10 protein-coding genes are annotated in these 13,573 nt (G+C 72.0%); 7 read left to right on the top strand and 3 right to left on the bottom strand.

The window, feature by feature from the left end; translation table 11 throughout:
• Nucleotides 1-243: 243 nt before the first annotated feature.
• The gene (locus tag OG202_RS40905; RefSeq protein ID WP_328224401.1) at nucleotides 244-2,538 is read right to left on the bottom strand and encodes a protein kinase domain-containing protein; all 2,295 of its coding nucleotides are present in this window, start codon (nucleotides 2,536-2,538) and stop codon (nucleotides 244-246) included.
• A 522-nt stretch (nucleotides 2,539-3,060) separates the two neighbouring features.
• On the opposite strand from OG202_RS40905, the gene OG202_RS40910 reads away from it, so the two are divergent.
• Nucleotides 3,061-4,158 carry a serine hydrolase domain-containing protein gene (locus OG202_RS40910; protein WP_328224782.1) on the top strand — a complete coding sequence of 366 codons (1,098 nt, stop codon included), beginning with the start codon at nucleotides 3,061-3,063 and terminating at the stop codon, nucleotides 4,156-4,158.
• A gap of 300 nt (nucleotides 4,159-4,458) precedes the next feature.
• Nucleotides 4,459-6,258, top strand: a complete 1,800-nt coding sequence (locus OG202_RS40915; RefSeq protein WP_327726846.1) for a sulfatase-like hydrolase/transferase — start codon at nucleotides 4,459-4,461, stop codon at nucleotides 6,256-6,258.
• A gap of 172 nt (nucleotides 6,259-6,430) precedes the next feature.
• On the opposite strand, the gene OG202_RS40920 is transcribed toward OG202_RS40915, so the two are convergent.
• Together OG202_RS40920 and OG202_RS40925 are read right to left on the bottom strand one after the other, a co-directional pair.
• Nucleotides 6,431-7,252, bottom strand: coding sequence for an IclR family transcriptional regulator (locus OG202_RS40920; RefSeq protein ID WP_327732071.1), 822 nt, complete (start codon nucleotides 7,250-7,252; stop codon nucleotides 6,431-6,433).
• Between the two features lie 10 nt (nucleotides 7,253-7,262).
• On the bottom strand, nucleotides 7,263-7,688 hold the full coding sequence (locus tag OG202_RS40925; RefSeq protein WP_326585540.1) for a MarR family winged helix-turn-helix transcriptional regulator: 426 nt from the start codon (nucleotides 7,686-7,688) through the stop codon (nucleotides 7,263-7,265).
• A 241-nt stretch (nucleotides 7,689-7,929) separates the two neighbouring features.
• On the opposite strand from OG202_RS40925, the gene OG202_RS40930 reads away from it, so the two are divergent.
• The 5 genes from OG202_RS40930 to OG202_RS40950 all read left to right on the top strand — a co-directional run bounded on the left by OG202_RS40930 (nucleotide 7,930) and on the right by OG202_RS40950 (nucleotide 13,505).
• Nucleotides 7,930-8,847: an SDR family NAD(P)-dependent oxidoreductase gene (locus OG202_RS40930; RefSeq protein ID WP_326574646.1), complete on the top strand. Its 918-nt coding sequence runs from the start codon at nucleotides 7,930-7,932 to the stop codon at nucleotides 8,845-8,847.
• A gap of 20 nt (nucleotides 8,848-8,867) precedes the next feature.
• On the top strand, nucleotides 8,868-9,746 hold the full coding sequence (locus OG202_RS40935; RefSeq protein WP_326585539.1) for an amidohydrolase family protein: 879 nt from the start codon (nucleotides 8,868-8,870) through the stop codon (nucleotides 9,744-9,746).
• 61 nt (nucleotides 9,747-9,807) lie between these two features.
• Complete coding sequence (menE, locus tag OG202_RS40940; RefSeq protein ID WP_328224402.1) at nucleotides 9,808-11,313, top strand: o-succinylbenzoate--CoA ligase; 1,506 nt, start codon at nucleotides 9,808-9,810, stop codon at nucleotides 11,311-11,313.
• 14 nt (nucleotides 11,314-11,327) lie between these two features.
• Entirely contained in the window at nucleotides 11,328-11,783 is a 456-nt protein-coding gene (locus tag OG202_RS40945; RefSeq protein ID WP_326574644.1) for a MaoC family dehydratase, read from the top strand.
• A gap of 543 nt (nucleotides 11,784-12,326) precedes the next feature.
• Nucleotides 12,327-13,505, top strand: coding sequence for a helix-turn-helix domain-containing protein (locus tag OG202_RS40950; RefSeq protein WP_328224403.1), 1,179 nt, complete (start codon nucleotides 12,327-12,329; stop codon nucleotides 13,503-13,505).
• The last annotated feature ends 68 nt before the right edge of the window (nucleotides 13,506-13,573 follow it).

A 13,573-nucleotide genomic window follows, 5' to 3' on the forward strand; every position in this document is an offset into this window, starting at 1 on the left:
CCTCTTCGGGTGTACGGAGTGAAATGCGCGGGTGGGGGGAGCGCTCCGTGGAGTCCCGTCCTGAGAGCGCTCTCAGAGAAGAGCGTGCGGTCAATGTGCGCTCCGGCGCTGCGGTCGTCAAGAGTTAAAGCGGAGAAAGTCCGTGAGGGAGGGGCGAGTTCACCTTGTGAAGGTCGGCTGTTCTCGGGCGGTAACCGGCCAAGGGGGCGGGATGACGGCCGACCGGCCTCCCGGCGGCGGCGCTCAGTCCCCGGCGGCGGACGCGGACGGCCGGGACTCCGGCTCGTCCGGGCTCACCGAGAGCGCCGTGTCCCCCGCCACCGCCACGATCGCGTCGTCCACGAGCAGCACCCGGGGCGGGGCCTCCGCCGCGATGTCCCCCGGGTCGTCGAGCGCGTCCGTCCGCCACAGCTCGGCGCCCGTGCCGCCGTCCAGGGCCAGCAGCCGGCCGAACCGGTTGGCGAAGTAGATCTCGCCACGGGCCTTCGACACCGCCGGAGCGGACAGGTTCTCCATGTCGGTGGCCCGTTCCCACAGTTCCTTGCCGCTGGTCGCCGACACGGCGGTGACCGACCCGCTGGTCCGCACGAAGTACACGACCCCGTCCACCAGCGTCGCCGAGCCGCGCAGAGCCCGCTTCAACGGGATCCGGGTGACCTTCCCGGTGTCCGGGTCCACCCGCAGGAACGCGTTGTACGGCCGCTCGTACCCGGCCTGGTACACCTCCTCGGTGGTCTCCGCCGCGAGGAACAGCGGCCGTCCGTCGACGGCGCCCAGGGCGAGTGACTTCTTGGGCAGCGCGGCGAGTTCCTGCCGTGTGCCGCCGTCCGGATCGAGCCGTACGAGCGTGAACGGGCTGGTGTCGAGGAACTCGCGGCCCTTCCAGCACAGTTCGTACGGGTCGTCGCCGAGCACCGAGGGAACGCAGCTCACGTCGTCGGGCACGGGCGTCCGCCACAGTTCGTCGCCCGCCGTGTTGTAGGCGACCAGTCGCCGGTGGTCGGGCGCGAGAGCGAGGATGCCGCCGTCGTAGAGGTAGGGCGGGTCGCTGGCGCTGATGGGCCGGGCCCAGCGCTGCTTCCCGGTCGCGGTGTCCAGGGCCACCAGGCGCCGGGTGGTGGTGTCGGGTTCCGCGTAGACGTAGACCAGGCCGTCCCGCACGCCGATGGGGTGCGAGGTCTGGGGCAGGGTGCCGTACCGCCAGCCCATCTTCCCGGTGGCGGCGTCCACCCGCGTGACGACGAAGCCCGTACCGCCGCAGTACAGGTCCGTTCCGTCCGTCAGACACCCCGGTTCCTGGTAGCCGGTGGCGACGTATTCGGCGGGGAAGCCGTCGTCGTTGCGCAGCGGCGTGCGCCACGGCTGCCAGCCCTGGGGGAGGGACACGGAACGGTAGTCGGCGCCGGCGCCGGCGCCGCCGCCGGACGACGTGGAGCTGTCCTCGGCGGCCGCGTACACGAGCAGCGCGGCGCTCAGCGCGGTGACGGTGAGAGCGGCGCCGAGGCCGACGAGGATCAACTGCCGTTTGGCGCGGCGCTTCACACGGCGTCCGTCCGCCGGTCGGTCGTTCGCGGGTCGGTCGTTCGCGGGTCGGTCGTTCGCCGTCCTGGCGTCCGCCCGTCCGGCGTCGGTCCGCCCGTCGTTCGTCGGCCGGTCGAAGGTCGGCACGTCCTGCGTCGGCCGGTCGAGCGGCATGGACGCATGTCCGGCGACAGCTGAGCGCGCCTCGGACGAGGTCGGCAACTCCAGGAACTGACGGTGCAGTTCGGCGAGATCCGGGCGGGCGTCCGGGTCCTTGTCGAGGCAGCGCTCGGCGATGCTCCGCACCGGCTCGGGCACCGCGTCCAGCTTCGGTGCCTCGAACATGACCTGGTAGCCCGCCAGATAGGGGCTCTCCGCCTTGAACGGGCTGTGCCCGCTGGCCGCGTACACCAGCAGCGACCCCAGGGAGAAGACGTCCGACGCGGCGGTGACGTCCCTCGGCGAGCGCAGCTGCTCCGGCGACATGAACGGCGGCGTGCCGATCACCCGGCCGGTCACGGTGAGCGGCAGGTTGTCGACGGCGCGCGAGATGCCGAAGTCGATGACACGCGGGCCGTCCTCGGCCATGAGGACGTTCGCCGGCTTCAGGTCCCGGTGTACGACACCCGCCCGGTGGATGTCCCGCAGCGCCTCGACGAGCCCGAGCGCGAGGCCCCGGATGTCGGCCCCGCTCAGCGGACCCTTCTCGCGCACCAGATCGGAGAGGGTCGGCCCCGGCACGTACGACGTCGCCATCCACGGCCGGTCGGCCTCCGGGTCGGCGTCCACGACGGGGGTGGTGAACGCCCCGCTCACCCGGCGCGCCGCCGCGACCTCCTGGCGGAACCGGGAGCGGAACTCCTCGTCGTCGCGGTACTGGGAGTGCACCAGCTTGATCGCGACCAGTCGCCCCGACGCGGACCGGGCGAGATAGACGACCCCCATGCCGCCCGCGCCGAGCCGGTTCTCCAGGACGTACCCGCCTATGACGGTGGGATCGTCGTCCCTCAGCGGCATTTCCCACCACGCTCTTGTCCGTACGGCAGCTGCGGCGGATCAGCCTATGGGATGGGGGAGGGGCTGCCGGACCAGGGGCGCCGGAGAGCGGGGCCAGGCCGTGGCACCGATCGGTGCCACGGTGTCGGAGAGCGCTCCCGGCGGAGCGTCCTGCCCGAACCGGTCGGCCGCGAGCGCCTGGTGCGGGCGAACACCGCCCTCGTGAGCCTGAGGGCCGGCGCCGACATCGCGGGCCGTGGCGCCGACGGCTTCCTGGTCCGGTTCTTCGACGCTCCCCTGGCGGTGCTCGGCGGGTCCGTCGCCTACCTGGCTTCCGCCGTCGGCCCCACCGGCATCGTCCGACGACGCGCTCCCGCAGCGGAACGGGCGACGGAGAGGGCGACGGAAGGGGCGGAGCCAGCGGCCGGCCGACGACGGCTGCGCGTTTCGGCTGCCGACGTCGAGATCCGCGACGACGTCCGTCGTCGGTGCCTCCCGTTTTATTCGATGGCTCCGCCCGGTGCGACCCGTTACCTTCCCCTCATGGCGTTGACTCACGGCACGTGCACGGACCGGTTCGCCGCGGTACGCGAGGCGTTGGCGGCCTCGCTGGACGACAAGGACGTGGGCGCCTCGGTCGCCGTGTACGTGGACGGCGAGCCGGTGGTCGACCTCTGGGGCGGGTACACCGACGCGGACCGCACCACCCCGTGGGAGCGGGACACGCTCACCCCTGTGTGGTCCACCACCAAGACGATGACGGCCCTGTGCGTGCTGATGCTCGCCGACCGGGGCGAACTGGACCTGCACGCGCCGGTGGCGACGTACTGGCCCGAGTTCGCGGCGGCGGGCAAGGAGAACGTGCGCGTCAGCCATGTGCTCGCGCACACGGCCGGCCTGCCCCGCTTCGTCGCGCCCACGACGCTGGAGGACCTGTACGACTGGCCGACCGTCACCTCCCGGCTCGCCGCGCAGGCGCCGGCCTGGGAGCCCGGTACCCAGGCCGGCTACCACGCGGTCACCCAGGGGTATCTGCTCGGGGAGATCGTCCGTCGGGTCACCGGCCGCAGCCTGGGCACCTTCCTCGCCGAGGAGGTCACGGGCCCGCTGGGCGCCGACTTCCACATCGGACTCGCCGCCGAGCACGACCACCGGGTGGCGCCGATCATCCCGCCGCCCTCCTCCCCGCCCCGGGGCGGCCCACGGCCCAACCCCGAGATACGGGGCGGCACCGCCAACACGACCGCCTGGCGACGCGCCGAGATCCCGGCAGCGAACGGTCACGGCAATGCCCGCTCGGTCGCCGCCGTGCAGTCGGTGCTGGCTTGCGGCGGAGCGGCCCGTGGTGTGCGGCTGCTGTCGGAGAAGGGGTGCGAGCGGGTCCTGGAGGAGCAGTTCGACGGCACGGACAACGTCCTGCGCGTCCCGATGCGCTATGGCATGGGCTACGGCCTCAACGGCGGTCAACTGCCCAACCCCCGCACCTGTTTCTGGGGCGGCTGGGGCGGCTCGATGGTCCTGGTCGACCTCGACGCCCGGATGACCGTGGCGTACGTACCGAACCAGATGATCGACGAAGGAGTCGGCGACGACCGGGCCTTCACGATCCTCGCGGGCGCCTACGAGGGCCTGTCGGCCTGAACCCGACGGCGTAGCCGTATCGGCGGCATCAGCTCACCGGCCCAGGGGCTTCCCCTGGGCCGGTGAACTGCGCGGCACCGGCCTCTGGCAAGATCATCTGCTCTCGGGGGAACCAGAACCCCGCATTCCCCCTCTTCCAGGGTCGGGGGGCGCCGAGTTGATCACCGCGGTCACCGCGGTCTCCACGGTCTCCGCCGACCTGCCGCAACAAGGTGTTCATGCCCTGTGCATGGTCCTGCTCCGAGAGTCCCGTCCACCATCGGATCACGACCACCCGCCGATCATCACCCAGGAGTCCGCATGTCCAGCCGCCGTCGTTTTCTCGCCGGTACCGCCGCCGTCGGCGCGACCGGGGCGGCGGCCGGATGCGTCGCGCACGAGGGACGCGAGGCCGGTGTCCGCGAAGCCGCCGCTCCCGAGGTGAGCCGGCCGTCCGCGCCGGTCGTGCCCGCCGCCCGGACCCCGTCACGGCGGCCGAACTTCGTCGTCGTCCTCGCCGACGACCTCGGCTACGGCGAACTCGGCTCCTACGGCCAGAAGCTGATCGACACCCCGCGCCTGGACGCCCTGGCCGCCGAGGGGCTGCGCTTCACCGACGCCTATGCCGCCGCCCCGGTCTGCGCCCCCTCCCGCTGCTCCCTCCTCACCGGGCTGCACAGCGGCCACGCCACCGTCCGCGAGAACCCCTGGGGCCCGGGCGGCCAGGGCGCGCTCACCGAGCGGGACTTCACGTTCGCGGAGGCCCTGCGCGCCCTCGGCTACCGCACCGCGCTCATCGGCAAATGGGGCTTCGGCCCCGAGCGTCCGAACCAGCCGAGCCACCCCAACTCCCGGGGTTTCGACCAGTTCTACGGCTATCTCACGCACAAGCACGCGCACGAGTACTACCCGACGTACCTGTGGGACAACGGCGAGAAGCGGGACATCCCCGAGAACCGGGACGGCGCCCGCGAGATCTACGCCCCCGACCTCATCGAGGACCGGGCGCTCGGCTTCGTCGACGCCCACAAGGACCAGCCGTTCCTGCTGTTCCTCGCCCCGACCGTGCCGCACGCCCCGAGCCGTGCCCCGAGGCTCGGCGCGTACGCCGACGAGCCCTGGACCCGGCCGAACAGGGCGCACGCCGCCCAGGTCACCGGCCTGGACACCCTCGTCGGCACCATCGTGGACCGGCTGAAAACGCACGGCATCGACCGGCGCACCGTCGTCCTCGTCACCAGCGACAACGGCCCGCACGAGGAGGGCGGCACCGACCCCGACCTCTTCGACGGCAACGGCCCGCTGCGCGGCTACAAGCGCAACCTGTACGAGGGCGGCATCCGCGTCCCCCTCATCGCCTGGTCCCCGCAGCGCGTCCCGGCCGGCACCACCGACCGGCCGACCCCGCTGACCGACCTGCTGCCGACCCTCGCCGAACTCGCGGGCGCGCCCGCCCCGTCGGACATCGACGGGCTCTCCGCGGCACCGCTGCTGCGCGCCGGCGGCGCCGAGGCCGCGCGCCACGGCCATCTGTACTTCTACCGCAACCACAGCGGCGTCACCGGCCGCGCCGACCGGGTCGACGGAGGCCGGGCCCGGCGGCTGGCCGAGGCGGTGCGGCGCGGCGACCTCAAAGCGGTGAGGTTCGCACCCGGCCAGGACCGTGAGGTGCCCGACGACCGGTGGGAGGTCGAGCTGTACGACCTCGCCCGGGACCCCGGTGAGCGGAACGACCTCGCGGCGGCGCGGCCCGCCCAGGCCGACGCGCTGGTGGGGCTGATGCGGTCCTCCTGGGTCGACGACTACCGGCGCAAGCCCTACGGCGTCACCCTCCAAGTGGCTTACGAAAGCGGGAAGTTCCTCGTCACCGCGCACTTCGCCAACGGCTCCGCCCGACCCTGGACCGCCGCCCGTCTCGCCCTCACCGCGCCGAACAGCTGGCAGGTGCGCGACCTCGGCACGGTCACCACGGACCGCATCCGGCCCGGTGGCCGGTTCGCCGCCCGCTGGGAGGTCACCCCGGCCGCGGACACCGCCCAGGGGTGGCTCACGGCCCGGGGCACCGCCACGCACGCGGGGGCCGCGGTGACGTACACGGCGCAGGCACCGGCCAGGAAGTAGGCGTCGGAGGACCGGCCGCCGGTGAGGAAGTAGGCGTATCGGAGGACGGCCGCCGGTGAGGAGGCAGGCGTCGGAGGACTGGCCGCGGTCAGGAAGCGGACGTCGGACGTCGGCCGCCGGCCGGGACGCGACGCCGGCGCCGGTCAGGAAGGGGCAGTGCCCCGGCCCGGAATCAGGGCCCCCGGCGGGGTTCGTCCGGCCGCCAGCCCAGCGCGCGCGAGATCCCCCGTGCCGCCACCCGTACAGCGGGTGTCAACACCGGTACCTGCGCGCCTGCTTGGGGTACCACGACCGACACGGCGGCCACCACGGCCCCGCCCGGACCCCGCACCGGGGCGGCCACCGAGAGCGCGTCCTCGGTGACCTGACGACTGCTCACCGCCACGCCCGTGCGCCGGACTTCGGCGAGGGTGCGGCGCAACCGGGACGCGTCGGTGATGGTGTACGGCGTGAAGGAGGTCAACGGCCCCTGGCAGTAGGTCTCCTGGGACGACGGGTCGCCGTGCGCGAGGAGCGCCAGGCCCACGCCCGTGGCGTGCAGCGGCCAGCGGGCACCGACCCGGATGTGGACGCCGACGGCCGAGCGTCCGGAGAGCCACTCGATGTAGACGACCTCGTCGCCGTCGCGGACCGCGAGCTGCACGTTCTCGTGCGTCGCCTCGTACAGGTCCTCCAGGTACGGCAGCGCGATCTGGCGCAGCGCGAGACCGCGCGGGGCCAGCGCCGCGAGCTCCCAGAGCCTGAGCCCGACGTGGTAGATCCCGTCCGTGTCCCGCTCCAGGGCGCCCCACTCGGTGAGCGCGCCCACCAGGCGGTGGGCCGTGGTGAGGGTCAGCCCGGCCCGGCGGCTGATGTCGGTCAGGGAGAGCGCCGGGTGGTCGTGGTCGAAGGCGGCCAGCACGGCGAGCAGCCGGTCCGGGGCGGACCGGGCGGTGCCCGGCGGCGCGGCCGGCCGGGGTGCCGTCCCCGGCGACGGCAGTGCGTCGGTGGTCATGGGCATGGCGTCACCCCAGTCCGGCTTCGGCGACCTTCTGCAGCAGCACGTGGAGCGTGTCCCGCTCGGTGGCGTCCAGGGGCTCCAGCAGTTCGTTCGTGACGCGCTGCCCGGCCTCGTCGGTGTCGCGGAGGAAGGACCGGCCGTCCTCGGTCAGGACGATGATCCGGCTGCGGCGGTCGTCGGGGGAGGGTCGCCGCTCGGCGAAGCCCAGCTTCTCCAGGTCGTCCACCAGACCGACGATCGCGCTCGGGTCGTAGCCGAGCGACGCGCTCAGCTCCCGCTGGAGCACGCCCGGGGAGGTGGCCAGGAAGCGCAGCAGCGCGTAGTGCCGCAGCCGCAGGCCCGACTCCTGGAGGGAGGAGTTGAACAGCTGCCCGGACCGCAGGCCCAGGCGGTACAGCAGATAGCCCGTGTCCGCGTGCAGTCCGCGCATCCACGGCTCGTGCGCGTCGATCGAGGCGGCGTCCTGTGTCTGCTGGCGGGCGATGGCGGGCTCCCTGGTCGAGGCCCCCGGCGTGGAGGCGGTGCGTACGTACCGCCTCAGCATGACGCAACGCCCGGGGAACAACAACTATTGACGTCAACAACTATTGCTCTTAGCTTCGATCTCGTAGCCGCAGTCGGCAGACGCTCGGCAGCGTCGGCCGTCGCACCCCATCCGAAGGGACCCCCTCGTGCCCAGCATCGATCTCACCGGCAAGGTAGCCGTCGTCACGGGCAGTGGCCGTGGCCTCGGCCTGGCCTACGCACAGGCCCTCGCCGCCGCCGGCGCCTCCGTCGTCGTCAACGACATCGACGAGGCCGTGGCCGAAGCCGCCGTGAAGTCCATCACCGAGGCGGGCGGCAGGGCCGTGGCCGAGGTGGTCCCGGTCGGTACGACCGAGGCGGCCGACCGGCTGGTGGGCCGCGCGGTGGAGGAGTTCGGACGGCTCGACATCCTGGTCACCAACGCGGGCATCCTGCGCGACAAGGTGTTGTGGAAGATGTCCGACGACGACTTCGACGCGGTGATCACCACCCACCTCAAGGGCACCTTCACCTGCGCCCGCGCCGCCGCGATCCGTATGCGCGAGCAGGGCGAGGGCGGCTCCCTGATCCTCGTCGGCTCCCCGGCCGGCCAGCGCGGCAACTTCGGCCAGACCAACTACGCCGCCGCCAAGGCCGGCATCGCGGCCTTCGCCCGCACCTGGGCGATGGAGCTGGGCCGCGCGAACATCACCGTCAACGCGATCGTCCCGGTCGCCGCCACCGCGATGACCGAGACCATCCCGGTCTTCGCCCCGTACGTGGAGGCCCTGCGCGAGGGCAAGCCGTTCCCCGACTTCCTGCGCAAGGGCGAGGGCTTCGGTACCCCCGAGGACTGCGCGGCCCTCGTCCCGTTCCTCGCCTCCGAGGCGGCGCGCGGGGTCACCGGCCAGGCCATCGGCATCGGCGGCGACAAGGTGGCACTCTGGTCGCACCCGCAGGAGATCAAGACGGCGTATGCGAACGGCGGCTGGACCCCCGAGGCCCTCGCCGACGTCTGGCCGACCTCGCTGGGTGCCGAGCCGCAGACCGTGGGCGTCCCCGCCCCGAAGATCCCGGAGGCGTGATGAGCCCCGCAACTCCCGCCATGAACGTGGACGAGCTGGTCGCGATCGACGTCCACACCCACGCGGAGGTGTCGTCGAAGAAGGGCACCTCCTCGCTGGACGACGAGCTCCACGACGCCTCCTCCGCCTACTTCAAGGTCGAGGGCAAGCGGAAGCCGACCCTGGAGGAGACGGCCGCGTACTACCGCGAGCGGAAGATGGCCGCCGTGATCTTCACGGTGGACGCGGAGTCCGCGACCGGCACCGAGCCCGTCCCGAACGAGGAGGTCGCGGAGGCGGCCGCCGCCAACGCGGACGTGCTGATCCCCTTCGCCTCCATCGACCCCTTCCGCGGCAAGGCGGGCGTCAAGCAGGCCCGCCGCCTGGTCGAGGAGTACGGGGTGAAGGGCTTCAAGTTCCACCCCAGCGTCCAGGGCTTCTTCCCCAACGACCGCGCGGTGGCGTACGCCCTGTACGAGGTCATCGAGGAGACGGGCACGATCGCCCTCTTCCACACCGGCCAGACGGGCATCGGCGCGGGCGTCCCCGGCGGCGGTGGCATCCGGCTGAAGTACTCCAACCCGCTGCACGTGGACGACGTGGCCGCCGACTTCCCGCACCTCAAGATCATCCTGGCGCACCCGTCCTTCCCCTGGCAGGACGAGGCGCTGGCGGTCGCCACGCACAAGCCGGGCGTGCACATCGACCTGTCCGGCTGGTCGCCGAAGTACTTCCCGCCGCAGCTCGTGCAGTACGCGAACACCCTGCTCAAGGACAAGGTGCTCTTCGGCTCCGACTACCCCGTCCTCACCCCCGACCGCTGGCTCGCCGACTTCGAGAAGCTGCCGATCAAGGACGAGGTCAAGCCGAAGATCCTGAAGGAGAACGCCGCCCGGCTGCTCGGACTGACGAAGCCATGACGACGCCATGAGGAAACCGTGAGGGACCACCCCATGTGCAATGACGGACAGGGGCACAGACATGCGCAATGAGGGACTGGGGTCGTGGCCCGCCCGCCGGGCCCGCAAGACCCCGCAGCGCACCGCGCTGATCCACGGCGACACGAGCATCACCTACGGGGAGCTGTACGAGCGCACCACGCGCCTCGCCCACGCCCTGCGCGCCTCCGGCGTACGACGCGGCGACCGCATCGCCTACCTGGGGCCCAACCACCCCTCGTACCTGGAGACGCTGTTCGCCGCCGGCACCCTGGGCGCGGTCTTCGTCCCGCTCAACACCCGCCTCGCCGGGCCGGAGATCGCCTACCAGTTGGCGGACTCCGGGGCCAAGGCGCTGGTGTACGGCCCCGGTTTCACCGGGCTCGTCGCGGGACTGCCGGGCGACACCGACGTCCGTACCTACGTCGAGACCGGCACGGAGTACGAGGCGCTGCTCGCCGGGGCCGAGGCCGAGCCGATCGACCAGCCCGTCACCGCCGACGACACCTGCATCATCATGTACACCTCGGGGACGACGGGCCGCCCCAAGGGCGCGATGCTCACGCACGGCAACATCATCTGGAACGCCGTCAACGTGCTCGTCGACCAGGACGTCATCACCGACGAACGCGCCCTGGTCTCCGCCCCGTTGTTCCACACGGCCGGGCTGAACATGCTCACCCTGCCGGTACTGCTCAAGGGCGGCACCTGTGTCCTGGTCGAGGCCTTCGTCCCGGAGGCCACCTTCGACCTGATCGAACGCCACCGGATCACGTTCATGTTCGGCGTGCCGACCATGTTCGACCACCTGGCCCGGCACCCGCGCTGGGCCGACGCCGACCTGTCGTCGCTGCGGATGCTGTCCTGCGGCGGCTCACCGGTGCCGACCCCGCTCATCGCCAGGTTCCAGGAGCGCGGGCTCACGTTCCTCCAGGGCTACGGGATGACGGAGGCGGCCCCCGGCACGCTCTTCCTCGACGCGGAGCACGCCGTGAGCAAGGCCGGTTCGGCGGGCGTGCCGCACTTCTTCAGCGATGTACGGGTCGTACGGCCGGACATGACCCCGGTCGACGTCGACGAGCCCGGCGAGGTCGTGGTCCGCGGACCCCATGTCATGCCCGGCTACTGGGGACTGCCCGAGGAGACGGCCGCGGTCTTCGCCGACGGCTGGTTCCGCAGCGGGGACGCCGCCCGGATCGACGAGGACGGCTATGTCTTCATCGTCGACCGCATCAAGGACATGATCATCTCCGGGGGCGAGAACATCTACCCCGCCGAGATCGAGGACCAGCTCCTCGCCCACCCCGACATCGTGGAGTGCGCGGTCATCGGCGTACCGGACGACAAGTGGGGCGAGGTGCCGCGTGCCGTGGTCGTGCCCCGGGAGGGCTGTGCCCTGGACGCCGACGAAGTCCTGGCCTCGCTGGCCGGGCGGCTCGCCAAGTACAAGATCCCGAAGTCGGTGGTGATCGCGGACGAGCTTCCCCGCACCGCCTCCGGAAAGCTCCTCAAGGCCCGGGTGCGCAAGCGCTACGGCACCAACTCTTAGCTAAGGAACGTCATATGGGCATCACCGTGAACGGCATCGACGAACTCAAGAAGCTCGCCGGCAGCGACCTCGGCACCAGTGAGTGGATCGAGGTCACCCAGGAGCGCATCAACACGTTCGCCGACGCGACCGGGGACCACCAGTGGATCCACGTCGACCCGGAGAAGGCCGCGGAGGGCCCCTTCGGCGCGCCGATCGCCCACGGCTATCTGACCCTGTCGCTGTTCATCCCGCTGTTCACCGAGCTGCTGGACGTCGAGGGCGTCTCGACGAAGGTCAACTACGGCCTGAACAAGGTGCGTTTCCCCTCCCCGGTGAAGGTCGGCTCGAAGATTCGCCTGGTGGGCAGGCTGGCCTCGGTGGAGGACGTACCGGGCGGCGTGCAGATCACCGTCGACGGCACGATCGAGATCGAGGGCGCCCCCAAGCCGGCGGCCGTGCTGCAGAGCCTGTCCCGGTTCTACGCCTGAGAGCGTCCGGCAGCACCGGAGCGCCGTCGAGCCTGAAACAGCCGTAGGGCGGAGCACCCCGAGGGGTGCTCCGCCCTACGCGTGTCCAGAAACAGACGTCGCCGGAGGCACAGTCGACCGCGGTGGGAGCTGCGCAACCGTCCCACGGCCGAATCCAGGGCATGAAACGAGCCACTGGTATGTCTCCGTACAAGGGGGGTGGTTCGTGCTGCCGGGGCCCGAGGCCGGTAATCGGTGGCAGGCCGGTGCAACGGTTCCGTGCCTGGTGGGACGCTGGGACGGCCGTGCCGCGACCGGCGTGCGACATCCCCCGGCCGCTGGTACGGCGCTGGGGCGCCATGGAAACGGAGGCCGGCGATCCGTGGCGGAAGTGGCTGGAGTTGGCTGGGTTCCTGCGGCCGGTTTCTGGCACAGTGTGCTCGGGCGCGGGGATCGGGGGATCCAGGGGGCGCCCTCTCATCTCCGTACACACAGCGCTGCCGTCTGACCCACGTGCCGCGCCGCCGTTCAGCACGGCAGCAAGTGAAAAAAAGGGGGACGCCCGTGTCTGCGTGCACGGAGTCCGAGCGGTTCGCCGCCTGTTTGCGCTCGCTCAAGGAGCGATCGGGACTCAGTTACGCGGCGCTCGCCGCGAAGGCCGGAACAAGTGGGTCCAGCGTGCACCGCTACTGCCTGGGCAGTTCGGTACCGCAGGACTACGGCACCGTCCACCGCCTCGCGGTGGCCTGCGGCGCCAGCCCGGAGGAGCTACGGACGCTGCACCGCTTCTGGGCCGTGGCGGACGCCGCCCGGGATCCGGGGCCGACGGATCCGGGGCCGACAGGGCCGGGGCCCATGGATCAGGAGCGCACCGGGCCCGAGCGCACCGGGCCCGAGCGCACCGGGCCCGAGCGCACCGGGCCCGAGCGCACGGAGCCGACGACGTCGCCGGAACCGGAACTCGCCCTGCTGGAACCGGTCATCGGGCCGCCGGAGCCCTCGCACGGTTCCGGGGCCGTGGGCCGGAGGCGTCGACGGATCCGCGCCGGCATCGCCGTCGGCCTGGCGGTGCTGTTCCTCGGCGGGATGGCGTGGAACCTGCCGTCGCTCGGCCCGGCCGAGGGAAGCGAAGGCGGCCCCGGCCAAGTCGCCGGGGAACGCCCGAAGGAGGACGGCCGGCCGCTCTTCACGTCCGGGTGCCGGGAGGTGGTGGCCATGGGCCAGCACGACACCTGCGTGCGCGAGGTGCAACGACTGCTGCACGCCAAGGGCGCGGTGATCGACGTGGACGGTGACTTCGGGCCGCAGACCCTGCGCCGGGTGACCGCCTTCCAGGTGTTGGCGGGGATAGATCCGCCCAACGGTGTGGTCGGCGACTCCACCAAGCGGGCGCTCTACCGGTCCGGGGCGCGCATGGACACCTGGACGCAGGACGAGGTGCGGCGGCGCATCCGCGCGTGTTCACCGAGGCACCGGACCGCGCGGTCGCGATCGCCGACTGCCAGTCCTTCCTCGACCCCCCCGCACATCCTGCCGAACACCAACGGAACCCGGAACTGGGGCCTGTTCCAGATATCCGACGCCCGTCTGAAGGAGCTGGGCGGCACGCCTGGCAAGGCGCTCGATCCGGAGTGGAACATCCACGCGGCCAAGCGGTTGTGGAGCCGGGACCGGGGCTTCGGTGACTGGCCCCACTGCGATCGGGCGTTCCGCGGCAGCCCCAGCCCCAGCCCCTCGCCGTAGCGGCTGAGGGGCGTGGGGGACTGCCGGCCGGCCGTGGCTGGTCGCGCGGTTCCCCACGCCCCTGCGAA

The sequence above is a fragment of the Streptomyces sp. NBC_00310 genome (assembly GCF_036208085.1).
In the GTDB taxonomy this organism is placed as follows: Bacteria; Actinomycetota; Actinomycetes; order Streptomycetales; family Streptomycetaceae; genus Streptomyces.